The 14,776-nt window shown below is 41.1% G+C and carries 14 protein-coding genes; all 14 read left to right on the top strand.

Translation table 11 applies throughout. The annotated features are described in order from the left end of the window. The first annotated feature begins 45 nt into the window (after positions 1 to 45). Positions 46 to 486, top strand: a complete 441-nt coding sequence (locus V7161_RS23710) for a S1 domain-containing RNA-binding protein (protein WP_289989718.1) — start codon at positions 46 to 48, stop codon at positions 484 to 486. 408 nt (positions 487 to 894) lie between these two features. Next, the gene (gene spoIIE / locus V7161_RS23705; protein ID WP_335715290.1) at positions 895 to 3,369 is read left to right on the top strand and encodes a stage II sporulation protein E; all 2,475 of its coding nucleotides are present in this window, start codon (positions 895 to 897) and stop codon (positions 3,367 to 3,369) included. 94 nt (positions 3,370 to 3,463) lie between these two features. Continuing rightward, the gene (locus V7161_RS23700) at positions 3,464 to 4,201 is read left to right on the top strand and encodes a VWA domain-containing protein (RefSeq protein ID WP_335715289.1); all 738 of its coding nucleotides are present in this window, start codon (positions 3,464 to 3,466) and stop codon (positions 4,199 to 4,201) included. Next, on the top strand, positions 4,170 to 5,171 hold the full coding sequence (locus V7161_RS23695) for a serine/threonine protein kinase (RefSeq protein WP_335715318.1): 1,002 nt from the start codon (positions 4,170 to 4,172) through the stop codon (positions 5,169 to 5,171). Before V7161_RS23700 ends, V7161_RS23695 begins: the two co-directional genes overlap by 32 nt. Before the next feature lie 145 nt (positions 5,172 to 5,316). Continuing rightward, positions 5,317 to 6,702 (top strand): tRNA lysidine(34) synthetase TilS, encoded by a 1,386-nt coding sequence (gene tilS / locus V7161_RS23690; protein ID WP_335715288.1) that lies wholly within the window; start codon positions 5,317 to 5,319, stop codon positions 6,700 to 6,702. A 25-nt stretch (positions 6,703 to 6,727) separates the two neighbouring features. Then, positions 6,728 to 7,273, top strand: a complete 546-nt coding sequence (hpt, locus tag V7161_RS23685) for a hypoxanthine phosphoribosyltransferase (protein ID WP_438825807.1) — start codon at positions 6,728 to 6,730, stop codon at positions 7,271 to 7,273. A 120-nt stretch (positions 7,274 to 7,393) separates the two neighbouring features. Then, on the top strand, positions 7,394 to 9,352 hold the full coding sequence (gene ftsH, locus V7161_RS23680) for an ATP-dependent zinc metalloprotease FtsH (protein ID WP_335715286.1): 1,959 nt from the start codon (positions 7,394 to 7,396) through the stop codon (positions 9,350 to 9,352). Positions 9,353 to 9,461: 109 nt separating this feature from the next. Then, the gene (locus V7161_RS23675; protein WP_223596356.1) at positions 9,462 to 10,229 is read left to right on the top strand and encodes a type III pantothenate kinase; all 768 of its coding nucleotides are present in this window, start codon (positions 9,462 to 9,464) and stop codon (positions 10,227 to 10,229) included. Positions 10,230 to 10,262: 33 nt separating this feature from the next. After that, the gene (gene hslO / locus V7161_RS23670; protein WP_335715285.1) at positions 10,263 to 11,141 is read left to right on the top strand and encodes an Hsp33 family molecular chaperone HslO; all 879 of its coding nucleotides are present in this window, start codon (positions 10,263 to 10,265) and stop codon (positions 11,139 to 11,141) included. A 24-nt stretch (positions 11,142 to 11,165) separates the two neighbouring features. Beyond that, complete coding sequence (locus V7161_RS23665) at positions 11,166 to 12,059, top strand: peptidyl-prolyl cis-trans isomerase (RefSeq protein WP_335715284.1); 894 nt, start codon at positions 11,166 to 11,168, stop codon at positions 12,057 to 12,059. Between the two features lie 326 nt (positions 12,060 to 12,385). Beyond that, entirely contained in the window at positions 12,386 to 13,315 is a 930-nt protein-coding gene (gene cysK, locus V7161_RS23660) for a cysteine synthase A (RefSeq protein ID WP_335715283.1), read from the top strand. 100 nt (positions 13,316 to 13,415) lie between these two features. Next, the gene (folP, locus tag V7161_RS23655) at positions 13,416 to 14,258 is read left to right on the top strand and encodes a dihydropteroate synthase (protein WP_335715282.1); all 843 of its coding nucleotides are present in this window, start codon (positions 13,416 to 13,418) and stop codon (positions 14,256 to 14,258) included. Beyond that, positions 14,251 to 14,610, top strand: coding sequence for a dihydroneopterin aldolase (folB, locus tag V7161_RS23650; RefSeq protein ID WP_335715281.1), 360 nt, complete (start codon positions 14,251 to 14,253; stop codon positions 14,608 to 14,610). The genes folP and folB overlap by 8 nt, the downstream gene beginning before the upstream one ends. Before the next feature lie 2 nt (positions 14,611 to 14,612). After that, the coding region (locus V7161_RS23645) for a 2-amino-4-hydroxy-6-hydroxymethyldihydropteridine diphosphokinase (RefSeq protein WP_335715317.1) at positions 14,613 to 14,776 on the top strand (164 nt) is incomplete at its 3' end.

Genomic DNA, 14,776 nt, shown 5'->3' with positions numbered 1-14,776 from the left:
GAGTAAGATTGATTTTTTAAATTATTAAGGAGGAACATTCTTTTTATGTCAATTGAAGTAGGCAGCAAGTTACAGGGAAAGGTAACAGGGATTACAAATTTCGGAGCGTTTGTGGAGCTGCCGGATGGCTCAACAGGACTCGTCCACATCAGTGAGGTTGCTGACAACTATGTAAAAGATATTAACGACCATCTTAAAGTTGGCGACCAAGTTGAGGTAAAAGTCATCAATGTTGAGAAGGATGGAAAGATTGGCCTATCCATTAAAAAGGCAAAGGATAGACCTGAACAGCCGGAAAGAGAAAGAAGACAACACTCACATTCGCAACGTCCTCGTCAAGGTAGATCAAACGATCGTAACAATGCTAGACCAGAAAACTTTGAAACAAAAATGGCAAAATTCTTAAAAGATAGTGAGGATCGTTTAACTTCCTTAAAGCGCCACACGGAATCCAAGCGTGGAGGAAGAGGAGCTAGACGGGGTTAACTTGCTGCTCGCTTTTATCGGAAAAAGCAGGTTCCACTGAATATCCAATAGATCAAGACAGGTCTTAAACGACTTGTCTTTTTTGTTTTTATTATAAAGTATCAACTTCGACTTTGAGAATTGTTCAGACTATAGCGCCTAGGGGCACGATGTTCTACAGCCAATCCGTCGAGAAGGTTAAAAAGCAACCTTCCCTCCGGCTTGTCTTATGCTTGTCGCCCCTAGGAAAAAATGAACTGCTTTTTCCCTGGTCAAGGCGTTTCCGCTTTTCTTATTCCGACATTAATTGATTAAAAATAGTGAAAACAGTCGAACGATTTTCACTATTCCGTTCACTATTTTGACAAACTTCTGAATCTAGCAAATTTATAATAGACTCCAACGATGAATTAGTAGGGAGTGTGATTTATGGAAAAGCTGGAGCGAAGTTTAATAGAACCAATCGGAGAAGTCAACCTTCATTCATCAAAATGGGACCCTGGGCTTGGAGTCAAAAAAGTTCAGTTATTACTAGAGTCCTTTTTTATAAAGAAAGGTTTTCTATTATTAATAGTAGGGTTTTTGCTAGGAAGGGCGCTGATCCTGGCGAAGTTGACCCCATTTTGCCTGCCTTTTTTTGCCTCTGTCTATTTAATTAGAAGGGATCGGGCACCGCTTGCCTTAATTGGGCTGATTGCAGGAGCAGCCACCCTTTCTTTAGCTAATGCAGCCTCAACCTTTGCAATCTCAATCCTTTTCCTAGTCATTTATCGGGTCAGCAGGAAATGGCTGACAAATGAAATGAGGGCTTTGCCGCTTTTTGTCGGCATTATTTTAGGAATTGGAAAATTAGCAGAAAGCTTTATCCTCTCAAAGCAATTGACCCTATATGATGCGATGATGGTCGGTGTCCAGGCAAGCCTTGCCTTTATTTTAACCCTGATCTTCTTACAAAGTATCCCGCTCTTGACCTTAAATAAACGCAGACAATTATTAAAAACAGAAGAAATCGTCTGCCTCATCATCATGCTTGCTTCGATTATGACGGGAACCATTGGCTGGAAGCTATATGATTTGTCGATAGAGCATATCATGTCCCGTTATTTAGTATTAGTCTTTTCTTTTATAGCAGGGGCAACCATTGGCTCAACCGTTGGGGTCGTGACGGGATTAATTTTCAGCCTTGCAAGCGTGTCAAGCTTTTATCATATGAGTTTACTGGCCTTTTCTGGTGTTCTGGGCGGATTATTGAAGGAAGGGAAAAAAATCGGTGTTTCGATCGGCTTATTTATTTCTACTCTATTAATCGGTATGTACGGAGAAGGCGGCGGTTCGATCACACAGACAGTTTTAGAAACGTCAGCGGCCGTACTTTTATTTTTGCTAACTCCACAAAGTATGACATCAAGACTAGCAAAATACATTCCAGGAACACCTGAATATACAGCGGAGCAGCAGAAATATATGCGTAAAATGCGTGATGTTACCGCACAGCGGGTCTCGCAGTTTTCAAGTCTATTTCATACGCTGTCGAAAAGTTTTTCACAATCGGAAGTTATACCGAATGAAGAATATGACCAGCGGGAAATGGATTATTTTATGAGTAATGTAACGGAAAAGACGTGCCAAACCTGCTTTAAGAAGGAACAATGCTGGGCAAAGAACTTTGCAGGAACTTATTCCTATATGGAAGAAATTATCCATGAAATGGACCAAAATGACGGCAACGTTTCTTTAAGACTTTCAAAGGAATGGGAAAAAATATGTTCCCGTCCGAAAAGGGTATACGAAACCATTGGACAAGAGTTAACGTTTTTCCAAGCTAATCAAAAATTAAAAAAGCAGGTGCATGAATCCAGAAAGCTTGTCGCCGACCAATTGCTGGGTGTATCCGAGGTGATGGATAATTTCGCTAAGGAAATTCAGCGCGAAAGGGAAAATCATTATAAACAGGAAGAACAAATCATGGAGGCACTTCAAGGTTTCGGAATCCATATTGAGCAAGTGGAGATTTATAGCCTGGAGCCTGGAAATGTTGATATCGAAATGAGTGTCCCATTCTGTAATGGCCACGGGGAATGTGAAAAGCTGATTGCACCAATGCTATCCGATATTCTGGCAGAAACGATTATCGTCAATAAGGAGGAATGTGCCACCTATCCAAATGAGTTCTGTTACGTTACCTTTAGATCGTCAAAGGCTTTTACAGTTGAAACAGGGGTAGCCCATGCGGCCAAGGATGGAGGCTTAGTTTCTGGTGATAGTTATTCAACCATTGAGCTCGGCTTCGGCAAATATGCAATTGCAATCAGCGATGGAATGGGAAATGGGGAGAGAGCCCATTATGAAAGTAAAGAAACGCTGCAGCTATTACAAAAAATCCTCCAGTCAGGTATTGATGAAAAAGTGGCAATCAAATCGATTAATTCGATCCTTTCACTAAGAACAACAGATGAAATTTTTTCTACCTTGGATTTAGCGATGATTGATTTAAAGAATGCTGCCGCTAAATTCCTTAAAATTGGTTCGACTCCAAGCTTTATTAAAAGGGGTAATAAGATTATTAAGATTCAAGCGAGCAATCTGCCAATCGGGATTCTGCAGGAATTTGAAGTCGATGTTGTCAGCGAGCAATTAAAAGCTGGCGATTTGTTAATTATGATGAGCGATGGGGTGTTCGAGGGGCCGAAGCATGTTGAAAATTATGATTTGTGGATGAAACGAAAATTACATGAATTAGAAACAGAAGATCCGCAAGAAATAGCCGATTTAATTATGGAGGAAGTGATTCGCTCAAGAGCAGGAGTTATCGCTGACGATATGACAGTAACCGTAGCAAAAATAAAACATAATACCCCAAAATGGGCGTCCATCCCGGTTTATAAAAAAAGAAAGCATGCATAAATGTTTATTTTATACAGCACCTTCCAAAATTATGTATAAATCACCCCCACGCGGTCGAAAATGGTACCAATACATGTAGTGGAGGGAGAAGGTTATGTATACAGGGAAAATCCGGCAAATTTTGTTGATCACGGATGGATGCTCCAATCAAGGAGACGATCCGATCGCGATGGCCGCACTCGCCAAAGAGCAGGGAATTACCGTTAACGTCATTGGTGTGATGGAGCACGATGTTATTGATGAAAAAGGAATGACCGAAATTGACGGGATCGCGATGTCAGGTGGAGGTGTCAGCCAAATTGTCTATGCACAGCAGCTTTCACAAACCGTGCAGATGGTCACCCGAAAAGCGATGAATCAAACGATACAAGGTGTGGTCAACCGCGAGCTCCAACAGATTTTGGGCCGTTCACAAACAATGGAAGACCTGCCTCCTGAAAAACGCGGTGAGGTCATGGAGGTTGTCGACGAATTAGGGGAAACTGTCGAATTAGAAGTGTTGATTCTTGTCGACACAAGTGCAAGTATGAAGCACAAGCTAGAAACGGTAAAAGAGGCACTGTTAGATCTTTCACTTAGCTTAAATGCCCGGACGGGAGAAAATCAATTTTCTGTTTATGTATTTCCCGGGAAAAAGAATGATGTCGAAAAATTGCTGGATTGGACGCCAAAGTTACAATCTTTGACAAGTATCTTTTCGCAGTTATCAACTGGAGGGATTACCCCTACAGGCCCGGCCTTACGTACCGCCCTTTCTGCTTTCAGTCAAAAACGATCATTAAGGAGTCTGCTTGCACGTGATGATGAATCATTCTTTGAAGAGTCAATGTAAAGTCAGTCCCGGAACAGTCATTTCAGGAAAATGGCATGGAAATAAATATTCGATTATAAAGGAACTAGGGTTTGGAGCAAACGGGGTTGTCTACCTTGCAAAATACAATGACACTCAAGTAGCGTTAAAAATGAGTGATAATGGCATGTCGATCACCTCTGAGGTAAATGTTTTAAAATCCTTTGCAAAGGTCCAGGGGCCATCATCCCTCGGGCCTTCTTTGCTTGATGTAGATGATTGGCAAACGAATCGCGGGCGCATTTCCTTTTATGTAATGGAATATATTCACGGCCCTGATTTTCTTTCTTTTTTACAACAAAAGGGGAAATCGTGGACGACTGTTTTATTTTTGCAGCTTCTCAATGATTTAGATATCTTGCATGAAAACGGTTGGGTTTTCGGTGATTTAAAACCAGAAAATTTAATTGTTACTGGACCGCCTCCCAAAATTAGATGTATTGATGTGGGGGGAACGACTATCCAAGGCAGAGCCATTAAGGAATTCACCGAGTTTTATGATCGCGGCTATTGGGGGCTGGGCGGAAGAAAGGCGGATCGCTCCTATGATTTATTCTCCGTTGCCATGATCATGATCAACACTGCCTATCCGAAACGTTTTACCAAAACAACGGGAGGAATCGCTCAGCTAAGAGAGGCGATTCGCCAAAAATCGGAGTTAATTCCCTTTGAAAAAGTAATGTTAAAAGCACTTCAGGGGCATTATACGACCGCCAAACAAATGCGGACAGACTTATTAGGTTTACTGAACGAACATCCAAGTTCTAATCCGAAACCAAACCCTCCTAAGGCATACGCTACGGCCAAGGCGAATCCGTCACAGGGAAGTCCGCCCATTTCAAGGCGCCATTATCGGAAAAAGAAGAAAAAGAGCGGCTGGATTGAAGTTTTTGTGATCGCGGCGGTATTAGCCGTTTTATATAGCGGATATATTTTTTTAAAACTACTATAAATATTGAAACCATTTTGAAGGTTATTCGTATTAGAATGAAGAAAATATTTCTATAGGCATAGCAAAGCCTAAATTTTGATAGTTCCTTCGTTGTAGTGGTATGCTATTAATATTCTCATCTTATTTTAATAAGGAAGTTTTTTATATGTTGGAAACAAAGGTCGCGGCCTTTCTTGAACGCCATTCATTCAAACTGAACAATAAAAAAATTGTCGTTGGTATATCAGGCGGGCCGGATTCTTTAGCATTACTTCACTTCTTGCTGGGGAATAGAGATAAAATGAATCTTTCCATTGTTGCAGCCCATGTTGACCATATGTTCCGCGGTGAAGAATCCTATGAGGACGCGATGTTTGTTAAAAACTTTTGTGAACAAAATCAAGTCCCCTTTGAAATGGCCCGGATTAATGTTCCAAAAATCATGGAAACTGCCGGGAAAAGTTCACAGCTTGCAGCAAGAGAAGCGCGATATGATTTTTACTTAAGTACTATGGAAAAATATGATTTTCCTTTTTTAGCCCTTGGTCATCATGGGGATGACCAAATCGAAACGATGCTGATGCGGGCAACGAGGGGAAGCACGGGGATGGCGCGAGCAGGAATACCTTTTTCTCGCCCTTTTCATAATGGCCGAATCTTTCGTCCATTTTTATGCTTATCCAAGGATGAGATTTGGAGCTATTGTAAATCCAATGAGCTTACTCCAAGGCTGGACCCGAGTAATGAAAAAGGAGTGTATAGCAGGAATCGATTCCGTAAACAAGTTCTCCCGTTTTTGAAAACGGAAAATCCCCATGTGAATGAGAATTTCCAACGATTTAGTGAAGATTTACAATCAGATGAAACCTTTCTTCTGGAATTAACAGAAAGACACATGAATACAGTAGTGAAAATAAGGGAAAAGAGCAAAATAGTCATTGACATTAACCAGTTTCTAGAAGTGCCTTTACCTTTACAAAGAAGAGGGATTCAACTAATATTAAACTATCTTTACATGGGAAAATCGGCTGATCTTTCTGCTGTACATATCGAGCAAGTATATCACTTAATACGTCATAGTGAACCTTCAGGTAAACTTGACTTTCCCAGTGGTTTAAAAGTAATTCGTTCCTATCATCAATTATCTTTTCAATTTCAAGCGGATCTGGTTAAACCTTATTTTTTTGAAGTGAACGAGCCAGGAACGATTTTGCTGCCAAGTAAAGGGAATATTAGGATAGAACGAGCTAATGGCGACATTCCCTCTAACAAGCCGTACATGGCCTTGTTTAATGAGGAAAAATTGAAATGGCCGATTATCATTCGGACGCGGCACATTGGCGACCGGATGACATTAAAAGGAATGCAGGGTTCGAAAAAGCTAAAGGATATTTTTATTGATCAAAAAATTCCTGTTCATGACCGGGATAACTGGCCGGTGATAACGGACAGTGACGGAAATATTATTTGGCTTCCAGGTCTGAAAAAATCATCATTTGAAGGCATAGATTCTGCAGCAAAGCAATATATACTACTCACATATAATAAGTAATGATCTTCTAGGGGGCACAATTATGATGAACCAGGATATTGAAAAGGTATTAGTTTCTGAAGAGGAAATACAAGAAAAAATTAGGGAGCTTGCGGCACAATTAACCGAAGAGTATCAAGACCGTTTCCCGCTTGCAATTGGGGTTCTAAAGGGAGCCATGCCTTTCATGGCTGATTTGTTAAAACGAATGGACTGCTATTTAGAAATGGACTTCATGGATGTTTCCAGCTATGGTACGGGATTAGTATCCTCAGGTGAAGTCAAAATCATTAAAGACTTAGACACATCTGTTGAAGGCAGAGATATTTTAATTATCGAGGATATCATTGACAGTGGGCTGACTCTTAGCTATTTAGTCGATTTATTCCGTTACCGTAAAGCGAAATCCATCAAGATTGTCACTTTACTTGATAAGCCGACAGGAAGAAAAAGCAAAATTCAAGCAGACTATGTAGGGTTTATTGTTCCTGATGAGTTTGTTGTCGGTTATGGGTTAGATTACATTGAAAAATATCGAAACCTTCCATATATTGGGGTACTAAAACCAGAGGTATACAGCAATAATCAATAATAAGGATTTTTCTTGAACAATTACTAGGAAAACCCTTGACAGAAAGGGCAATTCCTTGTATTTGTAAGATTTTCTATGATACTATTTATTATAGTTTTTACCCGCGGGAGGAGGTAAGAGATGAATCGGATTTTCCGTAATACCATCTTTTATTTATTGATATTTTTAGTCATTATTGGCGTAGTGAGCTTTTTTAATGGAAACAGCGAATCGACCAAACATATTACGTATGATAAGTTTGTTTCGCAGTTAGAAAATGGCGAAGTAAAGTCATTTTCCATGCAGCCTGAACGAGGTGTATATGAGGTTCGGGGTGAATTAAAGGCAAATGGTGATAAATTTCTAACCTATATTCCAAACAGTGAAAAGATTATTGGAAGCATCCAGGATTCAGAAGCTAAAGTTGACGTAATGCCTGCTAAAGAAACAAGTGGATGGGTTACGTTCTTTACATCCATTATTCCATTTGTCATCATCTTTATTTTGTTTTTCTTTTTATTAAACCAAGCTCAAGGCGGCGGCAGCCGGGTTATGAATTTTGGTAAATCTAAAGCTAAGCTTTATAACGATGATAAGAAAAAGGTACGTTTTAGAGATGTAGCTGGAGCAGATGAAGAAAAGGCTGAATTAGTCGAAGTGGTTGAGTTTTTAAAAGACCCTCGCAAATTTGCTGAGCTTGGCGCCCGAATTCCAAAAGGGATTCTTTTGGTGGGACCTCCAGGAACAGGTAAAACGTTATTAGCGAGAGCGTGTGCTGGTGAAGCGGGCGTCCCATTCTTCTCGATAAGTGGTTCTGATTTCGTTGAGATGTTCGTTGGGGTCGGTGCATCCCGTGTTCGTGACTTATTTGAAAACGCAAAAAAGAATGCTCCTTGTATTATCTTCATAGATGAAATTGATGCTGTTGGCCGTCAGCGTGGTGCGGGTCTTGGCGGCGGTCATGATGAACGTGAGCAAACCTTGAACCAGTTGCTCGTTGAAATGGATGGTTTCGGTGCCAATGAAGGAATTATTATTGTAGCTGCAACAAACCGTCCGGATATTCTCGATCCAGCCCTTTTACGTCCGGGCCGCTTTGACCGACAAATTACGGTTGACCGTCCAGATGTTATTGGACGCGAAGCAGTCCTTAAGGTTCATGCACGCAACAAGCCTTTAGATGAGTCCGTAAACTTAAAAAATATTGCGATGCGTACACCAGGTTTTTCAGGGGCAGATTTAGAAAATTTATTAAATGAAGCTGCATTGGTAGCAGCTCGTCAAAATAAAAAGAAAATCGAAATGTCCGATATCGATGAAGCAACGGACCGTGTCATTGCTGGTCCAGCTAAAAAGACTCGTGTTATTTCCGAAAAAGAAAGAAAGATTGTTGCCTTCCATGAAGGAGGACATACCGTTATTGGATTAATACTTGACGAGGCCGATATGGTCCACAAGGTAACGATTGTTCCTCGTGGCCAGGCAGGCGGATATGCGGTAATGCTTCCTAGAGAAGACCGCTACTTTATGACAAAACCGGAATTGCTTGATAAAATTGTAGGTTTATTAGGCGGCCGTGTGGCAGAAGAAATTGTCTTTGGTGAGGTAAGTACGGGGGCACATAATGACTTCCAGCGTGCTACGGGAATTGCCCGCCGCATGGTGACAGAATTTGGAATGAGTGATAAGCTCGGACCATTGCAGTTCGGTCAAGCTTCAGGCGGTCAAGTGTTCCTAGGTCGTGACCTTCATAATGAACAGAATTATTCAGATGCGATTGCCTATGAAATCGATCTTGAAATTCAGCGTATCATTAAAGAACAATATGAAAGAGCTAGAAAGATTCTGACAGAGAATCGAGATAAGCTTGATCTTATTGCCAAGACTCTTCTTGAAGTGGAAACACTTAATGCTGAACAAATTCGCTATTTAGTTGACAATGGCCACATGCCAGACCCTTCTGTTACTTTAGAAGCGGTTAAGGTTGAACCTAAAAAAGCGGAAGATGTAAAGGTAAATATCAACACTAAAAAGGATGAGGCTGAAAAGGATGAAAAATCCTTCTTAGATACTCCTCCTGATGAGATTGACTATAAGTAATTTGGAAAGAGTGCTTCGATGAAGCACTCTTTTTTTTCATGAGGCAGATAATTATGGTATGATATGTGCAATATGAGAAAAGAAAAATCCAATAAAGTGAGTGATAGATTTGATTTTTGTTTTTGATGTGGGAAATACGAATATTGTACTCGGCGTTTATCAAGGAGATGAACTGAAATACCATTGGCGGATTGAAACAAATCGAAATCGGACGGAAGATGAGTTTGGGATGAATGTAAAAGCATTGTTTGATCATTCCGGCCTTTCTTTTTCAGATATTGATGGCATTATCATTTCTTCTGTTGTTCCGCCGATTATGTTTGCGTTAGAGCGCATGTGCCAAAAGTATTTTCATATTAAACCGCTTGTCGTCGGCCCAGGAATTAAAACGGGATTAAATATCAAATATGAAAATCCCCGCGAGGTTGGAGCGGACCGAATTGTTAATGCCGTTGCGGCTATTCATGAATATGGAAGTCCATTAGTTATTGTCGATTTTGGAACCGCAACTACTTATTGTTATATCAATGAGGAGCGTCAATATATGGGTGGTGCGATTGCTCCGGGAGTGGGCATTTCTACCGAAGCCCTATATTCTAGAGCGGCGAAATTACCGCGGATTGAAATTGCCCGCCCTGAAGGTGTTATTGGAAAAAATACTGTTGCGGCGATGCAGGCAGGGATTGTCTATGGGTATGTTGGACAGGTTGAAGGCATTGTAAGGCGGATGATGGAACAAGGTGAGAAAAAGCCAACGGTTATAGCCACAGGTGGCTTGGCTAATCTAATTGCCCAAGAATCAACGGTTATTGATATTGTAGACCCATTTTTAACATTAAAAGGCTTGCAGCTTATCTATAAGCGCAACATAGGATAACCTAAGAAGGGGCAGCACGAAAGGAGTTTGACAATGAAGGATTATCTAGTTAAGGCGCTTGCTTATGATGGAAATATTCGCGCTTATGCGGTCCGTACTACTGAAACGGTCCGTGAGGCGCAACGCCGCCACCAAACCTGGAGAACAGCATCGGCTGCACTTGGCCGCACGATGACCGCAGGGGTAATGATGGGGGCCATGCTAAAAGGAGACGATAAGCTGACGATCAAAATTAACGGCGGTGGTCCGCTTGGTCCTATTTTAGTTGACAGTAATGCCAAGGGCGAGGTGCGCGGCTATGTAACCCACCCGGAGGTTGATTTTGAATCGAATGAAAATGGCAAGCTTGATGTCCGCCGCGCGGTCGGAACCGATGGCCTATTATCCGTCGTGAAGGATGTCGGGCTTCGTGATTTCTTTTCTGGACAGGTGCCGATCGTATCAGGGGAGTTAGGGGAAGATTTTACTTACTACTTTGCCACTTCTGAGCAGGTTCCATCGTCCGTAGGTGTTGGGGTTTTAGTGAATCCAGATGATTCGATTTTGGCTGCGGGAGGCTTTATTTTTCAGTTAATGCCGGGGATTAAAGATGAAATTATCTCCAAGATGGAAGAACGGTTAAATACGATTGAACCGGTATCCAAATTAATTGAACGCGGCTTAACTCCAGAGGATATATTGGAGGAGCTTTTTGGCAAGGAAAATGTAAAGATACTTGAAACCATGCCAGTTGGATTTCAATGTTCCTGTTCCAAGAAGCGCTTTGCTGATGCGATTGTCGGTCTAGGCGCAAAGGAAATTAATGATATGATTGTAGAAGACGGACAGGCTGAGGCACACTGTCATTTCTGCAATGAAAAATACCTATTCACAAAAGAAGAATTAGAAGAACTTAAAAAAGAGGCGAAATAAGAGATTCATTAGGGGGAGAACCGGTTGAGCAGGAAGCAGCTTTGGATGGTGATTGCTGCTCTCATTATGCTCAATTGCCTGACGGCTGCCTTTTTCTTATCTAAGGTGAACGAGGCAAGTGGAGCATTGGCCAATGATGAGGCGGTAGCGACAATCGGGAAAAAGACCATCTCGAGACAAGATTGGCTGAATGAACTTGAAGCAAGATATGGCAAAGACGTCTTAAAGGAAATGGTTGATCAAAAGGTCATTGAAGAAATGGCAGCCAAATACGATATTGAAATTGCGGACGAAGATGTTGAACGTGAATATCGCATGCTGCAGACCACTTATAATACTTTTAGTCCAAAAAAGCAGGCCAATGAGAAAAAGTGGAAGGAACAAATTCGCAGCACTCTTTTATTAGAAGAGCTTTTAACGAGAGATGTAGAGATCTCAAATAAAGAATTAAAAAGCTATTATGATAAGAATAAAAACCTTTTCGATGTACCGGATGCCTATCATTTATCGCATATCATTGTGAAAACAAAGGCAGAAGCAGTTAAGGCATCAAAGGAATTGGCCCATGGCTCCAGCTTTTCTGCACTGGCAATGGAAAAGTCCATTGATGAGTTTTCCGCAAATGAAGGCGGGGATATCGGCTTTATCACAGAAGAGGATGAGCGCTACCCTAAACTTTATCTTCAGACAGCTAAAAAGCTAAAAAAAGGAAAATTCAGTAAACCACTCAAAGTGGAGCAAGGGTATGCTTTAATTAAGCTTGAAGGAAAAATTAGCGGAGAAACCTATTCCTTTTCCGAGGTAAAAAATCAACTCCGCAGGCAAATTGCCCTCGATCAAATGAAAAAACCAGCATCAGCAGCGACTTTCTGGGACGAAGCAAAAGTAGACTGGTTTTATGGCAAGAATAAGGAATAAAAGAAAACACAGTGCTATTCTGTGTTTTCTTTTTTATAGTCGAGTTTAAAGAACAATGTTGATTTTTTAACCCCTGTTGATTGGAGCGGAAGGCGCGAGACTCCTGCGGGAGTGGGAGACCCCGCAGGCGCTAAAGCGCCGAGGAGGCTCCCCGAACCGCCCGCTGAAAGCGAAGCGCCTGAAGTGGAAATCAACAGGCAAGTTTAAATAGTATTTTTTATAATATTTTCACAATTCTACAAACAAAACAATTGACAATAGGACTATGTAACTGGTAAATTTAATGATATAAATCCAATGAAATTACTCGGAATAGGGGTGTCTTTATGGTACGTGTTGCAAATTCTGTAGCAGAATTAGTTGGTCAAACACCAATCGTAAAATTAAACAGATTAGTAGATGAAAATAGCGCTGAGGTTTACTTAAAGCTAGAATATTTTAACCCTGGCAGCAGTGTAAAAGACCGTATTGGTTTAGCGATGATTGAAGCGGCTGAAGAACAAGGCTTAATTAAGCCTGGTGTCGATACAATTATTGAGCCGACAAGCGGTAATACTGGTATTGGACTTGCAATGATTGCAGCAGCAAAAGGATACAAAGCGATTTTTGTAATGCCGGAAACAATGAGCTTAGAAAGAAGAAACCTTCTTCGTGCCTATGGCGGTGAGCTTGTATTAACACCAGGACCAGAAGGAATGAAGGGGGCCATTGCCCGTGCAGAGGCTCTTGCTGCAGAAAATGGCTATTTCATGCCACAGCAGTTCAAAAACCAAGCTAACCCTGAGGTTCACAAAAGAACAACAGGTAAAGAAATTGTCGAGCAAATGGATCAATTAGATGCGTTTGTTTCAGGAATTGGAACAGGAGGAACCATTTCAGGAGCTGGAAGTGTTCTTCGCGAAAAATTCCCAAATGTTAAAATTGTCGCAGTCGAGCCGCAGGATTCTCCAGTCCTATCTGGTGGAAAACCTGGCCCGCATAAGCTCCAAGGACTTGGAGCAGGCTTTATCCCTGATACACTAAATACAGAAATCTATGATGAAGTTATTCAAATCAATACTGAAGAGGCATTTGAAGCTTCCCGCCGTGCTGCAAGAGAAGAAGGAATTCTAGGCGGTATTTCTTCTGGAGCCGCTATTTCTGCAGCATTAAAAGTTGCGAAACAATTAGGTAAAGGTAAAAAAGTGCTTGCGATTATTCCGGATAACGGAGAACGTTACTTAAGTACACCGCTTTATCAATATGAAGCTGAGTAAAATTAATGAAGAGGTGTTGGCATTTGCCGACACTTCTTTTTTTGTAAATGAATGGCCAAATCATGTATGATAATAGAAGTATTTAATAGGGGGCATAAGGATGAATACAGCTCAGGGACAAATTCATTGTGGTCCATATACCTTAGACTTTGGAAAAAAAACCATCGTGATGGGAATTTTAAATGCAACTCCAGATTCCTTTTCAGATGGCGGTAAATTCAATCAAATTGAACATGCCGTCCGCCATGCAAAGGAAATGGCGGCAAATGGTGCAGATATTATTGATATCGGGGGCGAATCAACACGGCCGGGGTTTGCGGCCGTTTCAGCAGAGGAAGAACTTGAACGGGTTATCCCAGTTATTAAGGCTATCTCCGAGAACGTCCAAATACCGATTTCAATCGATACATATAAAGCAGAGGTAGCCAAGCAGGCAATTGAAGCAGGAGCCCATATCATTAATGATATTTGGGGAGCTAAAGCAGATGATCAAATGGCGGAAGTAGCTGCCCATTATGATGTTCCAATCGTATTAATGCATAATCGCCATGAACGAAACTACAGCTCTTTTATAAGAGATGTATTAAATGACCTTTATGAAAGTATCGCAATCGTAAAAAAAGCAGGAGTAAAGGATGAAAAAATTATCCTCGACCCAGGTATCGGCTTTGCCAGAAACTATCAGGAAAATCTCCTAACCATGCAGAATTTAGATAAGTTTGTCATGCTGGGTTATCCCGTTCTTTTAGGTACATCTAGAAAAACAATGATTGGACAAGCGCTAGATCTCCCTGTTGATCAAAGAATGGAGGGAACAGGCGCAACCATTTGTTACGGAATTCAAAAGGGTTGTCAAATCATTCGAATTCATGATGTTAAGGAAATGAGCCGGATGGCCAAAATGATGGACGCACTAATGGGGAAGGGTGAAGTGATTGGATAAAATATTTGTGAACCAGATGGAGTTCTATGGCTATCACGGAGTTTTCCCAGAAGAGACCAGACTTGGCCAGCGTTTTATCGTTGACTTAAACGTTTCCTTAGAGTTAAAAAGAGCGGGCGAAACCGATGAACTGCAGCATTCCGTCAATTATGGCGAGCTGTACCAATTATGTAAAGAAATCGTCGAAGGAACTCCTTTTAAATTACTTGAAGCAGTTGCCGAAAAATTGGCCGGAAGTATACTGGCTGCATTCCCGCTTATTGATAAGGTGACAGTGAAGGTGATTAAACCGGACCCGCCGATTCCGGGACATTATAAATCCGTTGCTGTAGAAATAACGAGGAGTAGATAAAAGTGGAAAATACAGCATTTATTGCCCTTGGCTCTAACATGGGAAACCGTTATGATAATATGGTAAGTGCAATTAAAAAACTAACAAATCATTCAGATATTAAGTTGGTAAATTATTCTTCTATTTATGAAACAGATCCTGTCGGCTATGAGGACCAGGATTTATT

The sequence above is a fragment of the Neobacillus drentensis genome, assembly GCF_036965425.1.
GTDB classification, from domain to species: domain Bacteria; phylum Bacillota; class Bacilli; order Bacillales; family Cytobacillaceae; genus Neobacillus; species Neobacillus drentensis_F.
This window is presented reverse-complemented; position numbering and strand designations above follow the sequence as displayed.

Bases quoted from the DNA above. Each gene is read 5' to 3' on its own strand.
- folP (WP_335715282.1), top strand. From the start codon at position 13,416: ATGAATACAGCTCAGGGACAAATTCATTGTGGTCCATATACCTTAGAC.
- hpt (WP_438825807.1), top strand. From the start codon at position 6,728: ATGAACCAGGATATTGAAAAGGTATTAGTTTCTGAAGAGGAAATACAA.
- cysK (WP_335715283.1), top strand. From the start codon at position 12,386: ATGGTACGTGTTGCAAATTCTGTAGCAGAATTAGTTGGTCAAACACCA.
- ftsH (WP_335715286.1), top strand. From the start codon at position 7,394: ATGAATCGGATTTTCCGTAATACCATCTTTTATTTATTGATATTTTTA.
- spoIIE (WP_335715290.1), top strand. From the start codon at position 895: ATGGAAAAGCTGGAGCGAAGTTTAATAGAACCAATCGGAGAAGTCAAC.
- tilS (WP_335715288.1), top strand. From the start codon at position 5,317: ATGTTGGAAACAAAGGTCGCGGCCTTTCTTGAACGCCATTCATTCAAA.
- V7161_RS23710 (WP_289989718.1), top strand. From the start codon at position 46: ATGTCAATTGAAGTAGGCAGCAAGTTACAGGGAAAGGTAACAGGGATT.
- hslO (WP_335715285.1), top strand. From the start codon at position 10,263: ATGAAGGATTATCTAGTTAAGGCGCTTGCTTATGATGGAAATATTCGC.
- V7161_RS23700 (WP_335715289.1), top strand. From the start codon at position 3,464: ATGTATACAGGGAAAATCCGGCAAATTTTGTTGATCACGGATGGATGC.
- V7161_RS23695 (WP_335715318.1), top strand. From the start codon at position 4,170: ATGATGAATCATTCTTTGAAGAGTCAATGTAAAGTCAGTCCCGGAACA.